The organism is Armatimonadota bacterium (assembly GCA_018268395.1).
GTDB lineage: Bacteria > Armatimonadota > Fimbriimonadia > Fimbriimonadales > Fimbriimonadaceae > JAEURO01.
The window spans coordinates 1-20347 of sequence record JAFDWQ010000005.1; the positions used below are offsets into that span (position 1 = coordinate 1).

The window sequence follows — 20347 nt, forward strand, 5'->3', positions numbered from 1 at the left end:
CTTATTTCAAACTGACCCACTACCAGAACGCGCTGTTTCTTTTCGCCATGGCCGCCACCTGCCGAGAAGCGCGTGGTTGGAGGTAGGACGCGGGTGATCGCTGTTCCGGAAGTACGGAGTGTGCCGTCGCGGAATGCTGTGTCCACGTAGGCGCGGGTTTCGTCCGGGCGAAGGTTCTCGTCAGTGATGATCTGCTCGAGCTCGGCATCGCGCCTTTTTGCAATGAACGATCGCCATTCGTTGTCGACCTCTCCTGTGGCGGAAAGGGAGTCTACAAAGTCCTCGACCAGATCCTTCTTGTTCCTGAGCGTTGGCGAGGAGTCAACGGCGCGAATGATCTGAGCGCGGATTTCGACGTCGTTGCCGTCGCCCTTTGCCTCGCGAAACTTTGCCACGAGCATCAGGATGTAGTCAACATTGATCTCGACCTGCTTGATCAGCTCGATCTCGAAGACGATGTCGTCGTTGATTTCCTCCTTGTCAGAGTCTCGGCCCTGCCGGAAGTCAGCGTAGATGTCGAGGTAGACGCTTCGGTAGTCCTGCCCATGCCGTTCGCTGAGGATCTCGTGTCCCTCGAAGTCATCGAAGGATGTCAAGATGTTCTGCAATCTCAGGATCGCGCCAAAGAGGCTGACGAAGTCCTTCTTGGCTTGCTCGCCAACGATCTGTTTGCCAAGTGGGAAGGTCGTCACCAGTTCCTGCACCTTCGCTTCGTACTCGCCGTAGTATTCGCCGTATGGCTTGAGAATGGCGATGCCCTTGGCGTCCTTGTTGCCGAACAGTGCCAGGGCGTCGTTCGTCTCTTGCTCAAGGTCGCGGAAGCTGACGATGTTGCCGTAAGCCTTCACCGAATTGAGAATGCGGTTCGTGCGCGAATACGCCTGGATCAAGCCATGGGCGCGAAGGCCTTTATCGACGAATAGAGTATTGAGCGTGGTCGCATCGAAACCGGTCAGGAACATGTTGACTACGATGACGAGGTCGATCTCGCGGTTCTTCATCCGGAGCGACAAGTCCTTGTAGTAGTTCTGGAACTTCTCGTCAGAAGTGTCGTAACTTGAGCCGAACATCGTGTTGTAGTCTTTGATCACGGAGTCCAAGAAGTCGCGTGAAGAGCTGTCGAGTGCGCCAGTTTCGAAGCCTTCCTCTTCGAGGGCACCATCCTCTACAGCTTCGTTGGCGGCAAAGGTGAAAATCAGCCCAATCTTGATGCGTCGGTCTGGAGTCGATCCCTTTTGCAGCTCACCAAACTGCGCGTAGTACCGCTTGGCAGCCTCGATCGAAGCCGTAGCAAACAGGGCATTGAATCCTTTGACACGGCTGGGGACCCTAAGAGCATCGATCTTGTTCCGGCCGCCGGCAACATCGCTCACGTTTGCGATCAGGGAGTGGATATAGCCGCTTGAGCGCTTCGTCTTCTGATCAAAGTGCTCCAGGATGTATTCAGCTACCTGGCGTACACGCTCGGAAGCAAGAAGGGCCTTCTCGGTGTCGATCGCGGAGACCTTTTTGTCGAGGACATTCCCGACCTTCATCGTGTTCACGTAGTCGATTCGGAAGGGCAGGACATTCTTGTCGCTGATTGCATCGACAATCGTGTAGGTGTGGAGCTTCTCACCGAACGCCTGCTCCGTGGTCTTCAGTTGAGGGTTACCACCGCTCGACATGTTGGCGGTAAAGATCGGCGTCCCAGTGAAGCCAAACAGGTTATAACGCTTGAATGCACGTGTGATCGCCGTATGCATATCGCCAAACTGGGAGCGATGACACTCATCGAAGATGATCACGATGTGACCCCCAAAGATCTCGTGCCCCTTGTTTGCCGCGATGAAGGTCGCGAGCTTTTGGATCGTGGTGATGATGATATGAGCGTCTTTGCTCTCGAGTTGCTTCTTGAGAACTGAGGTGGAGGTGTTCGAATTGGCCGCGCCCTTTTCAAAGCGGTCATACTCGCGCATGGTCTGGTAGTCGAGATCCTTGCGGTCAACCACGAAGAGCACTTTGTCCACACTCGGCGTGTGGCTGGCCAACTGTGCGGTCTTAAACGACGTCAGCGTCTTGCCCGAACCTGTGGTGTGCCAAACGTAGCCGCCAGCCTCGACTGAACCGAGTTTCTTGTAGTTGGTTGAAATCTCAATCTTCTGGAGAATGCGTTCAGTCGCCGCGATTTGATACGGACGCATCACCAGCAGCATTCGGTCGGCGGTCAGCACGCAATATCGGGTCAGGATGTTGAGGATCGTGTGTTTGGCGAAAAACGTCTTCGTAAAGGCGCCCAAGTCTTGGATCGGCTTGTTCTTAGAATCCGCCCACCAAGAGGTGAATTCAAACGAGTTGGAAGTCTTCTTGACCTTCTTTGCTCCGGCGGCGTCCTGGATGTGCTGCCTGCGCGTTGTATTGCTGTAGTACTTCGTCAGTGTCCCGTTGCTGATCACGAAGAGCTGAACGTATTCAAAGAGTCCAGATCCCGCCCAAAAGCTGTCCCGCTGGTAGCGGTCGATCTGATTGAACGCCTCGCGGATGTCCACGCCCCTTCGTTTGAGCTCGACGTGTACCATCGGCAAGCCGTTCACGAGCACAGTCACGTCGTAGCGATTGGCACGCGCACCTTCAACCTCGTACTGATTGATGACTTGGAGGCGGTTGTTGTGGATGTTCTGCCGATCGATTAACTTGATGTTCTTCGTTGTGCCATCGTCGCGAGTAAGGAGCTGAACCGGTTCTTCCTGGATCCGAACGGTCTTCTCCACTATGCCGTCGTTCTTGCCAGCGATCTTGGTCTCATAGAACTGCTTCCACTCGGCGTCGGAAAACGTGATGCCGTTCAGAGTTTCGAGCTGAGTCCGGAGGTTGGCGATCAGTTGCTCTTCCGAAGTGATCTTCAGGTGATCGTAGGCTTGCTTCTCAAGTTGATGGATGAGGGCGCGTTCGAGGGCGTCTTCGCTCTGGTAGGTTGCCTCACGGACAACGCTCTCGGGCACGTACTCGGCCACAACAGTGCTCTCGTTGGAAACTGCGATGGGGTCGTACTGGTAGGCCTTGCGCTCTTCGCTCATCCTGCCTCCTGGAATGTGAGTAAGCGGTTACGGTAGTGCTCGTACTGCTGGCGTCGGGCATTCAGCTCGGCTGGAAGGCCACTGGCGAGGTCGTTCACGAGGGCATCAAACTTGTCTAGAAGGGAAACGATCTGCTCTTGCTCTGATAACGGCGGGATGGGAATCGAAACAGATGCCATAGCGTTCGCCATCAGCTTAGGGTTCCCCATTCCTGCGCTCACGTATGCCTTCGCATGTCTCAAGAGCTGGTAATACATAAACTTCGTTGAAAGCACGCTTCGATCCTTTACCTTTAGTAAACCGCACACATTGGTGATACTAAACCGCTCATTGTCGTGAAAAAACACGGAACCCGCGTTCGCGCCATCCGTAGTCCAAGTGACAGATTCGAAGTCATATGCGTAGGTATCGATATAGCCGAATACCCCACTGTTTTGGGTTTGTGAAGAGTAAACAGGGTAGTCTCCTGCATGATCTCGAAGGAAATCCTTCGAAATTACTCGGCCTCGTGAAATATCACAGACTTCACCCATTCTTGCCCAACTGACTGCCCCTCTCTCCCCATCGGTGAACGTCAGCAGTCGGTCACGATAAAAAGTGTACTGAACCCATCGGGCGTCCAGCTCTGCCTCCAGCTCTGCCTCCAGTTCTGCCTCCAGCCTACTAAAGGTATCAAGAACCCTTACAATCTCTCGCTGTACCTCGATAGGTGGAACGGGAATGCGGAGTTTTGATAGGCTCTCTCCTGAAAGACGTCGCACCTTCGTTCCTGTGATGCTGCGCTTCTTTTGGTTCTGGAATTGGTCTGATTGGAAGAAATACGACACATACTTTGGCTCAAGCGAGTGGTGGTAGATACAGGCATCACCGCTTACGGCAACCTCGGTAGTGCCAATCCAAGCAACTGCTTTGCCAACCGCCTCATCATCTTCGCTGGTAGTCGCAATGATGAGGTCGCCGGGCTCCGCTCGGCGAAGTTTCTTGGCAAACTCTGGCTTTACAAAAGAAATTGTGGTCTCCGCCGATGTGCCATAGTGGGTGTGAACTTGCCCGTAATGAATAGCAGGAAAGCCACTATCGGTCAGGTCACTCTTTTGCAGGCCGTTTCCGCGAATGAACTGACCGACCTCACCTAAAGTCTTGAACTCGACCCCGATTGGGCAAAGTTCTTTAACTAGATCGTCGATTTTGCTCATACGAAGAAATCCTCATCAATTTCTACGATGTCCACGGACTGCTTCACCTGGACTCCGACTCGGTACTTAATCATCAGGTTGAGAAGGAGTGCGCCATCTATTAGGATGATGCGAGCTCGAGCATCGCGTTGTGCGTACTCTTTCGCGCCAGGACTGAATCGCCCTGTGGTGATCATGACTCCCTGTTCTGCTTTCCCGCTCAGGGCTCCAACAAAGGCTTGAACTTCGGGCCGATTGACGGCGTTATCTCTGCCGTACCGCTTCGCTTGGATGTACACCTTACTGAGTCCGAGGACATCCTGGTCAATGACACCATCAATCCCGCCATCGTTGACGAGGTCAGTCGCCGCCGCTTGACCTCCGGTTCCGCCGTAACCCATAGCAACGAGAAGCTGGACGACCGCATGCTCGAAGAAGGCGGGCTCACTGGCCGTGAGTCGCTCGAATAGCTGGGCCTTTACATCCCCTTGGATGAGTTCGATGCCCTGCGAGATCATCTCGACCGGATCAAGTGATTCGGCTTCAGGAGATTCGCCTTTCGTACCAGTGGCATCAGGCTTGGGCTGCTTTGATTTTGGGGCCCACCATTCGTCTCCATCCTTGGCGACGGCACGAAGATCGGACTCGGTTATGCAGTCCGGGTGCTTGGCAAGGAACTCCCGACCGAAGGGAGTGATCACATATGTGCCTCGCTTCGGACGTTCCAACGCTCCGACGCGAGACAGGTAAGACGCAGCCCACCCTATCCGGTTGGCAACCACTTGCTGGCCCGATGCAAGGAGCTCCGAACGCTGATCTGGAGTAAGTCGTTCGGCGTCGGAGACGGCAGAGATCAAATCTCGCAGGACTCGAGTGCCTCCATCTGACTGGACGCGCAGAACTGGAACCATAAACTCATCCCAAGTCGGAATCCCGCTCATTTGTTGCTCCTTTCCAAATCAGCAACTATGTTATCAATCTGCGACCGGATCACCGCCTGCCTCGCGACGATTCGGCTGATTTCGGTATTCAGGGCTGTGATATCGACCGCAACCGAGGTATCGAGTCTTTCGACATAGGACGTGACCGAGATAGTGTAGTTGTTCTCGGCAAGTTCTTCTTTCTTAACTAGCCTCGTGAAGTGATCCACATCCTCGCGGGCAGTAAACACATCGAGGATCTTCTGTTGATGGTCAGACGTCAGCCTGTTCTTGTTGCCGACGCGAGTGAACTCCGCCGAAGCATCGATGAAGAGTACGGAGTTGTCCTTCTTCGACTTCTTGAGCACGATGATGCAGGTCGCGATTGTCGTGCCGAAGAAGAGGTCTGGCGGAAGTTGTATGACTGTGTCGATGTAGTTATTGTCGATGAGGTATTTGCGAATCTTCTGCTCTGCACCGCTACGATAGAGCACTCCAGGAAACTCAACGATGGCTGCCGTGCCGTTAACGGCAAGCCAACTGAGCATATGCATCGTGAACGCAAGGTCGGCGGCTGCCTTTGGGGCTAACACTCCGGCCGGTGCGAACCGAGGGTCATTGATCAGGAGAGGGTTGCTGTCGCCGTCCCACTTGATGGAGTACGGCGGATTAGAGACGATCGCCTCGAACGGCTCGTCGTCCCAATGTTGCGGGTCTACAAGGGTGTCACCATGCGCAACATCGAACTTCTCATAGTTCACGTCATGCAAGAACATGTTGATGCGGGCGAGGTTGTAGGTGGTCAGGTTGATTTCCTGCCCGTAGAACCCTTGGCGGACGTTTTCTTTGCCCAGCACTTTGGCAAACTTCAGGAGAAGGGAGCCTGAGCCGCAAGCGGGGTCATACACCTTATTCACCTGGGTCTTGCCGACTACAGTAATGCGGGCAAGAAGTTCAGAGACCTCCTGGGGCGTGTAGTACTCGCCGCCGGATTTGCCAGCTGAGGATGCGTACATTTGCATCAAGTACTCGTAAGCGTCGCCGAAGACGTCGATGGAATTGTCCTCGTAGTTGCCGAGAGGCAGGTCTCCGATGGCGTCGAGGAGCTTTACCATCTTCTCGTTTCGCTTGGCAACGCTTTGCCCAAGCTTTTGGGAATTCACGTCGAGGTCGTCAAAGAGGCCCTTGAGGTCGCCTTCGCTGTCTGTGCCGACCGCCGAACCTTCGATGTTCTTGAAGACCCTTTGCAGAGTCTCATTAAGATTCTCGTCCTTAGGTGCTTGTTTACGGATATTCTGAAAGAGTTCGGAGGGGAGGATATAGAAGCCCTTTTCTGCTACAGTCTCCGTGCGCCCGAACTCGGCGTCCTTGTCGGAGAGCTTCGCGTAGTCGAAGTCCATTTCACCCGCTTCACGTTCGAGCTTATTGATGTAAGCAGTCAGGTTCTCGGAGATGAACCTATAGAAGAGCATGCCGAGGACATAGGACTTGAAGTCCCAGCCGTCGACGCTGCCTCGAAGATCGTTCGCGATCCGCCAGATGGTCTTGTGCAGCTCAGCGCGCTGCGCCTCGCTCGTGGTTGGGGCCATTAGAACGCCCTCCCCAGGATCCGTTGTTGCGCCATCTGCAAATCACCGGCTTGATAGCCGACCTGTGCTCCTGATTCCCCATTCACCATATTGTCGCCCTGCCGTGTCTGGTTCATTGTGACCGATGATCGTTAGCCCAATCCTAGCCTGATTCGGCCCAGATGGGAAGCTGCGTTGTCTCGGAGTGTCCACAGTTGCGCCGACAGATGTTCTTGAACTTCCATGGCAGCATGGCCAACTGCTACCGATGCGGGCGGGCGATCGAGGACGATTTGCGCATTCGGCGTCGAGTGAAGACCGGCGAGTGGGTTCGGCGTCGGTATCCAAAGTCCTCGGTCAGCCACGTTCAATCCACCTTCGGCATGCGGATCGTGTGCAAGTGGTGCGCAGGGCAGATCGACCGGCAGGAGCTTCGGGTCGCCTTTCGAGGACACATGGCCGCACTGATCGCGCTCGCGACCCTCATGGTCGCGCTCCTGCTCCGTGGGTTCGTGTGAGTTCTAGCAAACAAAGAAAGACCCCTCGCGATTGCAAGGGGGAGGAATCAAGGGGGTGTGGCATCTAGGCTGGCTCTTCTTCGAAGCTCACGCCGTGCAAGTAGTCGGCCGCCTTTTGTGCCTTGGAGGCAGCCACGACCACGGCCCTGGTGTCCGACTTGAGCGCGGTCAGCCATGACTCGATGTAGCTCGCCGAGTTCTCGACGAGCGAGTTGTCGAGCCCGATGCTCGCGCAACAGAAGGCAGAAGTCAACTCCGCTACCAGCTCTTCGCGACCGTAACAGGCGGATCCGAACTGGACTTCTCCCGTCACTGAAGGACGGTTGAGGCGCTTCTCGTGGCCCGTGGCATGACCTAGCTCGTGAAGAAGGGTCGCATAGTAGGCGTCGGGGCTGTCGAACGTAGAAAGTGGCGGAATCTGGACGACGTCTTCGGCGGGTCTGTACCAGGCTGAAGCTCCTTGTTCTCGGATCGTTGGCGGGTCTTGGACGGCCTTCACGAACGCTTCAGCCCGATCGATCCGAGCATTGAGGTGTTCCGAGCTTGTCAGGGACAGGCTGGGGAGTTCCAAGCCGTCGCACTGCTCCGCGTTGAAGACGTGGTACTTCTTAAGGATCGGGATTCGCCATTTGAGGACTTCACCGGTCTCTTGGTCGGTTCCCTCGACGTTCCAAGGCTTCCAAAACACGACCGGCGTGGATCGCTCGCCTCGGCGCACTGTACCGCCGAGCTCCTTGGCCTGGTTGAAGGTGAGCCACCGATGGTCTCTGAATGGACTGAGCGCCAGAAGGAAGACGTTGACGCCCCGGTACGGCTTCTTGCTCACCGCGTTGGCAGGGAGCGAGTCACCACCGGCCCACGGCTTTCGCCAGGGTACGACGCCCCGCATCAGTGCGTTCGTGATCTGGGCCGTGACCTGCTCGTAGACTTTGTCGTTCACGAAGCCACCCCTCTCTCACTGGGGAGGCTGCGATGGATTTGAATGTGCATGTTGACCTCGATTGCCCAGAGCCCCGTGGCCCTGGGCTGAGGCAATCCTACGAGCGTCTTGAGTCGAGTTCAAGAACTGCGTTGTCTGTGCAAGTCTGCCGCTCCTAATTGCACGGATGTGGCAGAAGTTGGGTCATCTGGTCGATCGCCGTTTGATGTTAGGGACACGCCCGGCACTAAGTGCCGCCAGCGGGTCGAGAGGACTCGACCATGGCCCTTACCAACCAGAAAACGGCGCCCGCAAGAGTGGCGCACCTCGACACTCCTCCTCGGCGCTGTACGCGCTATGAGGACGAACCCAGTTACTACGAAGCCGGGGCACTTTGGCTCTACGGCAACGTCCGACTGCTCCACGCCAAGCTCTCGTGCATCGAGACCGCCTTCGGCCCTGGCCCTTGGGACAGGTCGGCTCTCGACGAAATCGAGCAGGCGGCCGAACGCCGGATCCTCAACGCCGAGATCCTCGTCTGCGGCGTCCACAACGAGGCGCACCAGCGTGCGGCCGTGGTTCCGCTCCGATGGGGGGCGCCGAGAGTCATCGTCTTTTCCGGCGGCATCCGCGTCCACCTTGGCGACGACCTGAAGAACGAGCCGTTCCGCGCCGCAAGGCTCTGGCGTTACCAATGGGACTCGCGCACCGACCTCGCCGTTTCCCGTCGGGCGCCCCACAAGCTCCCGACGTTCTCCCGGTTCAACCCTACGGTCGACCGCCTGATCCGCTCGCTTGCGGACGGCGATTGGCCCGGGCTCTCAAGCCCCGTCGATCCATTGACGCGCTCGTCTGCGCCGTCAAGTTCCCAAGCCCTGCGGTGACGCAGGGCTCTCTTTGTATTCAGTCTAGAGCCGTGACGCGCTCTGCTAGGAGCAGGAACGACTCGCGCATGTCCCGACCCAATGCTCTGACATAGTCCACGAGGTCGACGAACTCGACCCCTTTCTCCCCGTTCTCAACCTTGTGCACGTAGTTGTTGGGCCTGGCCATAGAAAGCGAGAGTTCTCGCTTGGTCAACCCCGCCTCTTTCCTCCATTCGGCCAAGGTCATTCGGAGCACGTCGTGCTCCCTGCGTTCGACTGGCTTAGGACGTTGCACATGGTTACCGTCCCTTTCACAATCATACTAATCTAGTATGATTGTAGGACTGTGGGCAGGTCGTGGAAGACGAGAGTGGCCATCCCATTCCCGGCGGTCGCCGGTGCGATCCGCGGGCAGCTGTGGAGCCTAGGCACAGGTGGAAACTACTTCACCGGGCGCTTTGAAGCGGCCAAAGCGAAGGCGGTTCAGGTGATCGTGCTGCCTGGCGAGACCGTTTGGGACGTGGGTGCGCACCGGGGTTATTTCACGCTCGTGCTTGCAGAGGCGGTGGGCCCTTCGGGGCGTGTATACGCCTTTGAACCGGATCCTGACAACCTGGCGCTCTTACGACGCCATGTGCTGTGGAACGGACTGCGGCAAGTCAAGGTCATGCCTTGTGCACTCGCGAACAGTGAAGGCAGGCTTCCGTTTCAAAGAGGCTCATCGTCGCTTGCCGGAAAACTAGACTTGAGCGGCGACCTTTTTGTCGACGTGCGGTGTCCCAGCTCGCTGGTCACGTCTGGTGAGTGTGCCCGACCAAGCTTCGTGAAGATCGACGCTGAGGGCGCGGAGTCCGATATCCTTGAGGGCATGTCGCCGTACCTGGACGATCCTCGACTGGCGCTCGTGGTCTCTACCGACAGTTCGCAGTTGCACGAAGCTTGTCGCCGGAAACTTGAGTCTGCAGGATTGACAGTGATTGACAGCGGAAAACTCCGTGCACGGGATCCCTGGAGGCAGTTTGGAGATGTTGAGCTATTCGCGTTTGGCCGGGATCGTTTGCCTCTGCCAATCGTCATGAAGCATATCGAAGCAATCGGCGGGGATCCGTAGCTAGACTGTTCGCAAAATACAGTACTTAACGAGAGTTGCTTGATTGATCCTGAAGGGCTATTGTGGAAATACTAGTCACAGTCGGAAAAAATGGAGAAACCAGTTTTCTTTGAACTAGACGGCAAGTTTGCTGCTTTCGTACCAAAATCAGACGGAGGAGCCTCAGTAATTAAAGACTCTGGAGCACCTAATATCGCAGACTTCATGCAAACTGGCACTGTAATCGGTTTTGATGATTTGCCAGAGGATTTTCAAGCTTCAGTTCAAGAGGTGTTAGCCAAGTCCAAAGCTGCCTGACACCCATTGCTACTATACTTGTAGTATCAGTAATAGGAGAAGTAATGGACAAACCAACTTTCTTTGAACTAGACGGCAAGTTTGCCGCTTTAGTACCACGACCAGATGGAGGAGCTACAGTAGTCAAAGACTCTGGAGCACCTAATTTCGCAGACTTCATGGAAACCGGCTCTGTAATCAAACCAGAAGCCGCTCCCGCTTCTATGCGAAGGTCTGTAGAAGGTGTTTTAGCTAGGTCTAAGGCCGCCTGATACCCTTTAATCCCTTATCACTCCTCGGAGCAGGGCTTACTCAGTCACACCCATCTCTGGCACGTACCTGATGCTAGTGATGAGCCCGTACGTACCTGAGCAGTTCCCACATCACCTTGCAGTCAACTAGGTTGTACTCCTCGATCTCAGCCATGAGCGGACGACCGTCGTCAAGCGCAGACTCGTTTGGGGAGTTTCCCCGGGCTGCCGCTTCCTTGTAGCACCACCATGCGGCGGCCATCGCAGCGATGCCGTCGCCTACAGCGCTATCGCCCCAGACTGTGTCGATGGCACCGCCCTTCGAAAGCGCTCGAGCGATCGGCTTGATGCTAAATCCGGACACCCCTGCGATGGTGACTGGCTGGGCTTTGAACACCTTGTCCATGAGGTCATACCAGGGGAGTGTGCTCCACGGCTCCTCGTTGCTACGCTCGGCTGCCTTGGCGACTTCTTGCGGCTCGTGGCGATACCAGTGGTAGAGCCTCGGCTGGGCTCCGGGTGCAAGGCGCATTCGAACCTTGCCCATGTGTTCCAGCCAAGCTCGGATGATCTTAGCCTCAGCTTCGACAGACTCATTTTCTGCAGTCCAAACTTCGAATCGGAACTCACCCTCTTCCTCGTGTCCGCACCCGATCATAAAGATCATCTCCTTCCCGTTCGGGAGGGGTAGTTTTGAGAAGTCGTCGTTCATGCTGTTGAAGGTTTCGAAGTCGACGAAAAACTCGAAGTGGGCCGGCTCGAACCACTCTTCTCGGTTCGCCTCGAACCGTTCCGGAAGCATGAGGACAGCTGCTTCGCTTGGCTGTGAGAGTTGATCCATGATCGACTTTTTCGCCTCGTGCCACGGTGAGTCTTCGTTGTTCTTGGAGTTCGGTCGAAGTCTTGCGTCGCTCGGCGGACTGACTTGCCACGAGCGGCCGTGCTCTTCAAGTTCGATGAGCCAGTCGATGCCCCGCTCGATCTGCTCCAAGACCCTGGGATCATTCGGTTTCGCCCATCCGAGTCTTGAAAAGCATCCAAGCCTCTTTCCTGCAGACCCGGAGAGACTTCGTCCCAAGAGGAACGCCGGAGCTGGTTCGCGCTGGAGCATCTCGGCCAGGGCGTGCTCATAGATTGAGATCTGCACCTTGTCCCACTTGTGACTTGCTGCGAGGTCGCCATTCTTGTTGAGATCTAGCCCCTTGTACTTGATGTCGAGAACATAGTAGTGCCCAGCATCAAGATCACCGAGTGAGCCAGGAACGACGGACTCCAAAACGTCGCCACGAACGATTAGGTCTGGGACTCCGAACAGTCCATGGGCCCTGTCCCGCACAAGTCCCTGCCAGATAGCCGGCTGCCCGGCGGAGACAGCCGCGAGGGTCGCCTCATACGCTGAATCCTCATTGGCCGCCGCCCCTTGGATTGAGGTGAAAGCGATTCGCTCCTGGAGGAGGTCGAAGACCCGCGATTCGAACTCCCGTCCCTTCGCGCGTGTGAATACTCCAAGATCCGCTTGGGGAACGTACCCAGGCAGATCGGTGTCCTTGACGAATCCCGCTTCCTCGCCGTACCTTTCCAGCCAGTCCAGCAACGGGTCTTCCAGAACCCAGTTTCGAAGTTCAGAGGCGGCAATCATATGCACGTGAGACTATGGTAGCGGCTCCGCCGACTTGCTCGCAGGTACAGCGTGCGATTCGGTCGTGCCAAGGTTACTCCCAATCTAGCGATTTCGACTGTCTTGCACCAGCGCACCAGATCGCTTGACCGCCCTAGTCCCATTTAGAACAGAGAAGGTGAATACTCGCCTTGGCGAGCCTCAAGGGTTCGGCGTGAAGCGGCCGAGATGGTCTCTTTACCGAGATTTGCTATGATGGGGCTGATTTCAAACGGCCTTATGAATCCCCAGCTCCTCAAGCAGCTCAATCAGCTCGATGGCCTAAAGCATGGGCGCCTCGGCGATCAGGAGGTCTACTTGCATGAAGATCACCGCTGGCTCTTGCCGATTGTCTTCGACGCCCAAGAGAGGTCACTTCTTCCCAGTCCATGCACGCTTGTGATGTTCGATGCGCACCACGATGGGCTCGTGCCAAACAAGCTGGATAAGGTACGTTACCTGTCAGCCCAGGGTGTTACAGCACATGGTCTCATCGAACTGTGTGCAAACGATCTCGCAAAGAACGATGATGATTGGGTGATCGCTGGGATGGAACTTGGCATATTTGACCATGCCGTTGTCTTCGGTGTCGAGCATCATGTGCCGATGGACAACTGCATTCATCATATCGATGCGGCCGGTAAGAGACACTTGATTTGGGCGTCTTGTTATCTGCCAGGAACCGGCCTTCTGTATCAGGGCGAACTGAGCGATCATGCCAAGAGCGAGCACCTGAAGCAGCTCTGGGATATTCTCGACTGGGAGTCAATCAGCGGGAAGTTCCAGTTCAAGGATGATGCTCCGACTCTGCTTCTTGACTTCGACCTCGACTGTTTCTCGGCCACATACCGAAGCGCTCGCTTCACTTGGCCCGACGCTGTCTATGACCAAGAGCTACACCGAGTCTCTGACTACAGACCTACCGAGGGGTGGACTGGGAGGCTCTTCGTCGACAGGATTCGAGATCGGGCCGGGATCATAACCATCTGTCGAGAGGCTAGATGTTGTGGAGGCGAAAACATTTGCAATGAAAACCTTGCACAGGTGCTGAAACACTTTTTCGACCAGGAGTTACAGCTCTTCGGGAAGCCTGCCAACAAGTGATGCCGTTAAGATAGTCGTGCCCGTCGAACAGATTGGATCCGATCGCAAAGGCAAAGTCGCCTGGACGCCGGGTCAAGGGTAGCGCAATGTCGAAGTCGCTACTCTCTGGCCGTGTTCGGAAGCCCACGATCCGATGGTAAAAGGGCGTAGTTGCACAGATTGCATGCCCTGATTGCGCAAATGTAAACTCAGTGATCAAAGATATCCGGCTCTGGTAGGGCCGGAAACACCTCGTTGGACAGCTCCGCACAGGTTCTAACGTGGTGTAGTAATGCCCACCAATCAGAATTCGATCCCGCAGAATCCCCGACTTCATGCCTATGAGAGCGGGGATTTGCTGGTTCTAGTGACAGTAGTTTGTCGAGGCGCGGATCGATCTGAATTTCGAGCGATCCCAGAGTGAGAGTGTACGAGGCTCCAAAGGTGCGTGCGACCGCCTTCTTCTGCTCGAGTGAATTTGACGAGACACGGGCGTACGCATCGCGAGTGAAGCAGAGGAGGTTTCTGGCGCTTTCGTACTGGTTCCTGGTTCTGACTTCTTGTGTCTCTTGTTCCCAGTGGACTCGGTTCAACTCTGCTTGTAGCCGACTCTTTGTTTCTCGGAACTCATCGGGGGAATAATCGCCTTCCAGATAGCGATCACTGAGGCGGTCGAGTTTGGCCCGGATGCCTCGAGTCAATTGGTGTCGCTCTTGGGAGATCGCCTCATCGGCGATTCGAAGTTCGCCATGTTCGCGCTCGAGTACTCCGAGGGCCCAATCGACGAATTCGGGCGCGAGCCGCACCCTTTCGAGGTCTTGCAAGAGTACTGCTTCGAAGTCCGATTCTGTCACAGCGCGCTTCGGACAGCCATTGCGTCCGCACCGATAGTATGTGTACAGGCGTGAGTTGCCCGTCTTTGGATAGTGCTTCCATTTTCGTTCTCCCGTCACGGCGGCTCCACAAACGCCGCATTGGATCAGGCCCGTGAAGGCAAACTCGTGAGACTTAGGTTTCGGCCTGATCTCACGCCCGAGGATGATCTGCGCTTGCTTGAACTGCTCTTTGGTGACCATGGGTTGGTGCGTGCCCTCCATGAGCTCGCCTTCGAATTGAAAGTAGCCGCAGTAGAATGGATCACTAAACATTTGATAGAGGCCAGACGGCAGGAGGGGTCGGTCTCCTTTCTTGAGCGACCTTCTTGTCCGGTAGCCCATTGCATTGATGCGCTCCAAGATCCTAGGCCCGCTGTAGGACCCGGTAAGCAACATGTCCCATGCTCTCTTGAGTAGATGGAATCGGGCCGGGTCGGGCACGTGGTCTTTGGTGATGGGGTCGACCTGATAACCTGCCTTGGGTCGATACGGGTACATCCCGCGCCTCACTTTTCCCTCCAAACCACGTCGGACACCGAGCCGAAGATCGATGATCTCTTGGTTGGCAGCACCCTGTTCGACGGAGAGGAGAAGGACGTTGTCGGAGGACAGATACTCTCGTAGCGGCGTGAGGATGCTCTTCAGCACGCCCGTTTGCAAGAGCCACGAAACGTGTCCGCCATCCACTGGATTACGGGAGATCCTGTTAAGGTGCCAGGCTAGGATGCCGTCGGCCTCTCCGCGGCGAATCTTGGCCAGCATCTCGTTGAAGACGGGGCGCTCGCCTGGAGACTTGGCCGAGTGCTTCTCGATCAGTTCACAGGCGACCGTCAAGCCACGCTTCGCGGCCAAGTTTCGGAGCTCGGCGAGTTGGTCGTCGATGGACTGGACTTGGCGGTCTGAGTTGTCCGTGCTCTTCCGGGCATAGAGGATGTACCGCGTAGTTGCAGGCATAGAACATGTGTAGGTAACTGGTGGCAAGATAGTTGGCTTCGTCCAAGCTCAACTCTATCGAAAAGACGTCGCGGTACAAGTCGCGAAAGGACTCAACCTCCGCAGAATTTGGCAGGGGAAGCCGCATACGATCACGAAATCGTGTCGAAGCTCTGATGGGAAACGGCGCCACGACCGCGCAATCGTTGCATCGACGCTCAAGCACTTGTTCGGTCTATGTTCGGTGTGTTGTCATAAATGACATGAAGCACCCACCCTCAACGCAGGCCTTCGGGCCGGTCATCAATCGGTTCACCGACGTGATGGCGCATTCAGACCGGTTCGCCTTCAAGGGCACGACAAGACTTGCCCTTGACGCCGGAGTCAGCCCCTCTTCGGTCTCGCGCCTCATCCATGGGGAGATCAACCCGTCGTTCGTCTTGGTCGCCCGCCTGACCGCGGCGGTGGAGAAGGAACTCGGGTTCCGGATCGATCCCAGGGATCTTGTGGCGGAGTCTGGCCGTTTCTTGACCTGCTTCACTTGCGGATTGGTCGGGTGTCGGGGTTGCCTTCCCGACAACGCCCGTGACGAGTTTGGGTCACTAAAACCAGCATATGAAGGGGTCGCGCCAGGAACCTGGGTGACCTCACGCTACCCGAAAGGGTACAGCGAGAAAGGAGTCCGATGACCGATGTCCAAGTGAAATACGCGTTGCAGAACTGCTCGCTCCACTCGCTCCTCATGCTCACGTCCAAAGCGCTTAAGCGGGCCGGGTTCGGTGACGTGCAAATCCTCGACCGTCGGCAAAGCCGTCAGAAGTCGCGCTATGGCGGTCACGAACTCTTGTGCCAGACCGAGTTCGGGACGGTTCCGGCCAAGGTGGTGGTTAAGGTCGTGCGCGACTCGGTCAGGCAGCGAATGCTCGACGAGCTGGCCGGGACGGTGATCCGGCGCAACGCCGACATGGGGATCCTCGTCGCCACAAAGCACGTCTCAGCCCTGGCACGACGCAACCGGGAACGGTACAACCCCCTGCGGCTGGAGATCATCGACGGCGACGCGCTGGCCGGCCTTCTGGCCAAGTACGGCATCGGAGTGCGACCCCACGGTGAGGTCGACTACGCCTTCTTCGGCAAGCTCGAGGAGCAGTCGTTCCGGGTCTTGTCGTTCCTAGCGTCGAGCCAGTCATGAGCCTCGAAGAGAAGACACAACTCGCGGTCGCGCTCATGAGGATCGGGGTCAGCAAGCGCGGCGTCGAGGAGCTCCTCACCAACTACCCGGTCGAGACGATCAAGCGCCAGCTCGCGTTCTTGCCGTTCCGCAAAGCGAGGCGGCCGGAAGCCCTCATCGTCGAATCGATCCGCAACGACTTTAGCCCGCCAAAGGAGTTTTACTATGCCTCGAATCAAGCTCACCCTTCCTCGGCCGCTCACGCCGTGGACGAAGGTGCCCAACCATCTGATCCAAACCTTGCTCCCGACCTTGACCGACACGGAACTGCGGCTGCTCCTGATCCTGTTGCGCCAGACCACGGGCTGGAACAAGCCGGAGTCGACGGTGACCTTGCCGTACCGCCGCTTGATGCAATGGACTGGTAGGAGCAGCGAGACGGTTTGGAAGGCCGTCCAGTCGCTCAGGGCCAAGGGACTTATCCACAGCCCGAAGGCAAGGACGATTCAGAGGCTGAACGACAGCGTTTCAGAATCCGAGCAGCAACAATACAAAGACAGTCTTCAGATAGAACAGCGACCGGGCCAGAGTTGTCCCCAGCATGCCGCCGACCAGGCTTCTTTGGCAAGAGGGATTGGCAAAGAAGGTCAGGTTTTGGCTTGAGCCTGGCACAGACTCAAGAACCCCGCACAAGGCTGTGCGGGGTTCTGTGCTAGGCAAATCCCGACCGACAGACCGACGACAAAACCTGCAGACAGGGCGGGAGGGCGGGAACTATAGACCTTCCGTCGCCCGCAAGATCAGCTGGTCGGCAGCTCGGTGGTGATGGAGGTTCATCCTCTCGAAACAGTAGTCGGAGATTCCGCGAAGCCGTTCGAGCGCCTCCTCCGTCTCGTTGCTGGCAAGGCAGAGTTTGGCCCGCGTCAGGGCTGACTTCTCGACGATCTCCATGCCGTCCTTGAGGCCCTGCTCTTCAATCTCCTCGAGCGTTTGTTCTGCCCTGAACACGTCTCCCATAGTGATCTCGACCCTAGCCCGGACTTCCATGCCCATGTAGTAGAAGCCTGGTGAAGCCCCGATGTCGATCGATCTTTGGACGGACTGGCGTGCCTGTTCCAGGAGGTCGGATGGCTGGGGGTGCCGCTCGTGGGCGCGAAGGACGTTCAGGGCAAAGTCACGGTCCATCTGTGAACGCCGGTCTTTCCAGCGCTCCCTCTCGGCCGGCGAGGAAGGAGAGTAGTTCGTCGCAAAGGAGACAGCGGCAAGGTGGGCTCCCATCACCGTTTTCGAGGTGGCGCTCTCGAGGTTTCGAAGAGCATTGGCCTTCATCCAAAGGGCCGTCAAGTGGTCGACCCGGTCGTCCCGTTCCCGTGCGCTTCGCTCCATCTCATGGATGATCTGAGCGGCCGCACCTGGTCGAGAGAGTCTCAGTAGCAGGTGGGCGGTCTGCTCTGACAGGGTCTGCCAAAGCTCTTGATCGTGGACGACGCTTCGACGTGCCAGGGCCAGGTCTACGGCACGAGTTGGGAGCTCTTCTGCGAGCTCAGCGATCTGGGTCAATAGGGCGCCGTCCTCCGCAGCCAGACTCTCAAAATCCTGCACCGGCGAGCAATCGCGAAACCAGGCTCTACGGATCTGCTCTTGAAGTGCGAAGGACTGGAACGCCGCGAGCAACCAAGAAAGGGTCTCGCGGTCAGGAGTCTCGGGCCCCTTCACGATCTGACTGATCCTCCCCTCTGACTTGCCTGTGGCGACCGCGAATGTCTTGTTCGTTCCGAACTCGCGCACGATGGCCTCCCTGAGCACCAGGCGGAAGTGCTTCGGTTTAGTCGGGGCTAAATAACCCGTGGTAAGGGGCGGATCGTTCACTTAAGATCGCCCAGATTATGGGCCAGACATGGTTATCAGACTATTTTTCGAAGCCATTGGATTTGCCTTCCACATGCTTTTCGACTTCATTGAAGGGCTCGGGCGAATGTTCTCCGGCGAAGATACGAGCGGGCTGGGCGTCGACTTGGAGACTGGCCGTCGTTTTGGCTTCACTTGGAAGGATCTCCTGCGGCATTGCTACATCCTGGGAAGAACCGGTTCTGGCAAGACATCGTTGATCTTGCAGATGCTCGAAGCGGACGTTCGAGCGGCCCACTCCGTCGTTGTCGTGGACTTGCGCGGAGACCTCGTCTCCGGCGTCTTGGCAATGTGCGAGAGGCTCAAGGTCGGGCCTGGTCGAATCACGCTGATCGACCTTCGCGAGGAATCCGGTGGGCACGGGTTCGACCCCCTTTCCGGGGCCGGAGCGCCGTACGTGCACGCGCTCCACCTTCTTGAGGTCGTCTCGAACGAGCGCACGAATTGGGGGGTTCGGATCGAGGAGACGATGAGGTGCGCCCACATGCTCTTGTCCGCGGCAAAGAAGCCGCTGACGTGCATCGAGTCGGTGTTCTTTGACGAACAGTTCCGGAACGCTTGCATGGAGTGCGTCCAAGACGAAGCAGTCGTCGGGTTCTGGACGAGGTTCGCTCTCTTCAGCCCTGCCAAACAGCAGGAATATGCCCTTGCAGTCTTGAACAAGCTCACGCCGTTGCTGGCGGTGCCGCCCCTGAGAAACGTGCTCGGCAGCGATACGCCGATCGATCTTGGAAAGGAGCTGGCAAACCGGGGCCGGATCATCTTGGTCTCCCTCGCCGTGGACGAACTGCAGAGGTCAGGACGAATGTTCGGAAACCTGGTCGTCTCGGCAATCGCGAGGGAGATGATGGCCCGGGTTCGCGTTCCAGAGAAAGACCGAAACCCCGTCCGGATGTACGTCGACGAGTTCGAGAACATGGCTTCGGAGGCGTTCGAGGGCCTGATCGCCGAGGGGCGGCGGTTCAAGTTGTCCCTGGTGCTCTCTCACCAGACGCTCGCACAACTGCCCTCAAAGCTCCGGTCGGTGGTTCGCAACAACGTCGGAGTCCAGATCCTGTTCCAGTGCGGGTTCGAGGACGCCCAGGCCCTCAACCGGGAGATCCAATCTGAAGACGACGACGAAGACGGAGACCTGAGGGCGCTCGAAGTCGGGGAAGCGTACGTGGTGGCAGGCGACGGGACGGTGAAGTCTGTGCGGTTTGATGCCCCGAACGAAAGTCAGAACGTTCCTGTCAGCGACCAGTACCGTGCCCTGGTCCTTGACCGGCGACGCCGTTCGTCCGCGCAGGAGACCGCGCCGGACTCTGACAGTCAGGGGTCGAGTCAAGTCGACCTGGACGAGTGGCTTTGAAACTCACCGGACGCGACCTTCGGGTTCTGGGTGACGCGGCTCTGAGCCACGTCCTGAGCCGTGACCAACTGTTGAATCTGGGGTACTTCACGTCGGTGTCGCGGTGCAACCGCACGATGAGAAGGCTGCACGAGGCCGGTCTTGTCCGCGTGCTTAAGACCCCTTTCTTCATGCAGAACCTCTATTCAGTGCGGACTGAAGCCTCGGACCTACTGGACGCGCGAATCGCCGCTCTCGTGAAGGGTCGGAGCTCTTCACCCCGGTTCCTGCAACACGCCCTCATGGTGACCGAAGCAAGGATCAGGCTTATCGAGAAAGGAGCGACGGGTTGGCGGTTCGAAGCCCAGGTGCGAGACTCGTTCACCCTCCACGGAGCGAGGCACGACGTGAAGCCGGACGGCATGGTCTGGATCGATGGCAGACCCGTCCTCCTCGAGGTAGACCTAGGTCATGTCGCCTCCGGCAAGTTCAAGAGGAAGGTCGACACGTACAAGAGCTATGAGCGTTCCGGCGCGTTCGCCGGCGCCTACGGCTCCCCGAAGCTCTCCGTCGTCACTCTGACGACGGGCCAGACAAGGAAGCGCCGCCTCGCCAACCTGGCTGGCCTAAGCGACATATTCGAGTTCTTCACGTTCGAGGAGTTCGGAATGCGCCTCATCGGAGCGTGGTCGTGAGTTGCTGAAGCATCGGTATAATTCGGCGCAAGAGG

Annotated in this window: 18 protein-coding genes; 9 read left to right on the forward strand and 9 right to left on the reverse strand. The window is 57.0% G+C overall.

Going from position 1 to position 20347, the window contains the following annotated elements:
• The 5 genes from JST30_09680 to JST30_09700 form a co-directional block, all read right to left on the reverse strand.
• A partial coding sequence (locus JST30_09680) for a type I restriction endonuclease subunit R (protein ID MBS1714592.1) occupies positions 1–3056 on the reverse strand: 3056 nt, incomplete at its 3' end.
• Positions 3053–4252 carry a restriction endonuclease subunit S gene (locus tag JST30_09685; GenBank protein MBS1714593.1) on the reverse strand — a complete coding sequence of 400 codons (1200 nt, stop codon included), beginning with the start codon at positions 4250–4252 and terminating at the stop codon, positions 3053–3055. The genes JST30_09680 and JST30_09685, both read right to left, overlap by 4 nt.
• A complete protein-coding gene (locus JST30_09690) occupies positions 4249–5172 on the reverse strand; it encodes a restriction endonuclease (GenBank protein MBS1714594.1) in 924 nt (307 codons plus the stop codon). Before JST30_09690 ends, JST30_09685 begins: the two co-directional genes overlap by 4 nt.
• Entirely contained in the window at positions 5169–6740 is a 1572-nt protein-coding gene (locus JST30_09695; GenBank protein ID MBS1714595.1) for a type I restriction-modification system subunit M, read from the reverse strand. The genes JST30_09690 and JST30_09695 overlap by 4 nt, the downstream gene beginning before the upstream one ends.
• Before the next feature lie 561 nt (positions 6741–7301).
• The gene (locus JST30_09700; GenBank protein ID MBS1714596.1) at positions 7302–8177 is read right to left on the reverse strand and encodes a DUF1738 domain-containing protein; all 876 of its coding nucleotides are present in this window, start codon (positions 8175–8177) and stop codon (positions 7302–7304) included.
• Positions 8178–8437: 260 nt separating this feature from the next.
• Here JST30_09700 and JST30_09705 point away from each other — a divergent pair, with 260 nt between their 5' ends.
• A complete protein-coding gene (locus JST30_09705; protein MBS1714597.1) occupies positions 8438–9040 on the forward strand; it encodes a hypothetical protein in 603 nt (200 codons plus the stop codon).
• A gap of 19 nt (positions 9041–9059) precedes the next feature.
• Here the strand turns inward: JST30_09705 and JST30_09710 are convergent, their stop codons facing one another.
• A complete protein-coding gene (locus JST30_09710; GenBank protein MBS1714598.1) occupies positions 9060–9278 on the reverse strand; it encodes a helix-turn-helix transcriptional regulator in 219 nt (72 codons plus the stop codon).
• A gap of 114 nt (positions 9279–9392) precedes the next feature.
• Between JST30_09710 and JST30_09715 the strand changes: the two genes are divergently transcribed.
• Both JST30_09715 and JST30_09720 read left to right on the forward strand, forming a co-directional pair.
• The gene (locus JST30_09715; protein MBS1714599.1) at positions 9393–10133 is read left to right on the forward strand and encodes an FkbM family methyltransferase; all 741 of its coding nucleotides are present in this window, start codon (positions 9393–9395) and stop codon (positions 10131–10133) included.
• Positions 10134–10223: 90 nt separating this feature from the next.
• Positions 10224–10430 (forward strand): hypothetical protein, encoded by a 207-nt coding sequence (locus JST30_09720; protein MBS1714600.1) that lies wholly within the window; start codon positions 10224–10226, stop codon positions 10428–10430.
• A gap of 324 nt (positions 10431–10754) precedes the next feature.
• On the opposite strand, the gene JST30_09725 is transcribed toward JST30_09720, so the two are convergent.
• Entirely contained in the window at positions 10755–12305 is a 1551-nt protein-coding gene (locus JST30_09725) for a hypothetical protein (GenBank protein ID MBS1714601.1), read from the reverse strand.
• A 225-nt stretch (positions 12306–12530) separates the two neighbouring features.
• On the opposite strand from JST30_09725, the gene JST30_09730 reads away from it, so the two are divergent.
• Positions 12531–13421: a UPF0489 family protein gene (locus JST30_09730; GenBank protein ID MBS1714602.1), complete on the forward strand. Its 891-nt coding sequence runs from the start codon at positions 12531–12533 to the stop codon at positions 13419–13421.
• Between the two features lie 188 nt (positions 13422–13609).
• Here JST30_09730 and JST30_09735 read toward each other — a convergent pair whose 3' ends face one another.
• A complete protein-coding gene (locus JST30_09735; protein ID MBS1714603.1) occupies positions 13610–15229 on the reverse strand; it encodes a recombinase family protein in 1620 nt (539 codons plus the stop codon).
• Between the two features lie 242 nt (positions 15230–15471).
• Here JST30_09735 and JST30_09740 point away from each other — a divergent pair, with 242 nt between their 5' ends.
• From JST30_09740 to JST30_09750, 3 genes are read left to right on the forward strand one after another with little or no spacing between them, the layout of a single operon-like run.
• Positions 15472–15897, forward strand: a complete 426-nt coding sequence (locus JST30_09740; GenBank protein ID MBS1714604.1) for a helix-turn-helix transcriptional regulator — start codon at positions 15472–15474, stop codon at positions 15895–15897.
• Positions 15894–16400: a restriction endonuclease gene (locus tag JST30_09745; GenBank protein MBS1714605.1), complete on the forward strand. Its 507-nt coding sequence runs from the start codon at positions 15894–15896 to the stop codon at positions 16398–16400. Before JST30_09740 ends, JST30_09745 begins: the two co-directional genes overlap by 4 nt.
• Positions 16397–16807, forward strand: a complete 411-nt coding sequence (locus JST30_09750; protein ID MBS1714606.1) for a hypothetical protein — start codon at positions 16397–16399, stop codon at positions 16805–16807. The genes JST30_09745 and JST30_09750 overlap by 4 nt, the downstream gene beginning before the upstream one ends.
• Positions 16808–17153: 346 nt before the next feature.
• Here the strand turns inward: JST30_09750 and JST30_09755 are convergent, their stop codons facing one another.
• Positions 17154–18167 carry a hypothetical protein gene (locus tag JST30_09755; GenBank protein ID MBS1714607.1) on the reverse strand — a complete coding sequence of 338 codons (1014 nt, stop codon included), beginning with the start codon at positions 18165–18167 and terminating at the stop codon, positions 17154–17156.
• 109 nt (positions 18168–18276) lie between these two features.
• Between JST30_09755 and JST30_09760 the strand changes: the two genes are divergently transcribed.
• Together JST30_09760 and JST30_09765 are read left to right on the forward strand one after the other, a co-directional pair.
• Entirely contained in the window at positions 18277–19638 is a 1362-nt protein-coding gene (locus tag JST30_09760; protein ID MBS1714608.1) for a type IV secretion system DNA-binding domain-containing protein, read from the forward strand.
• On the forward strand, positions 19629–20312 hold the full coding sequence (locus JST30_09765) for a replication-relaxation family protein (GenBank protein ID MBS1714609.1): 684 nt from the start codon (positions 19629–19631) through the stop codon (positions 20310–20312). Before JST30_09760 ends, JST30_09765 begins: the two co-directional genes overlap by 10 nt.
• Positions 20313–20347 lie beyond the last annotated feature (35 nt).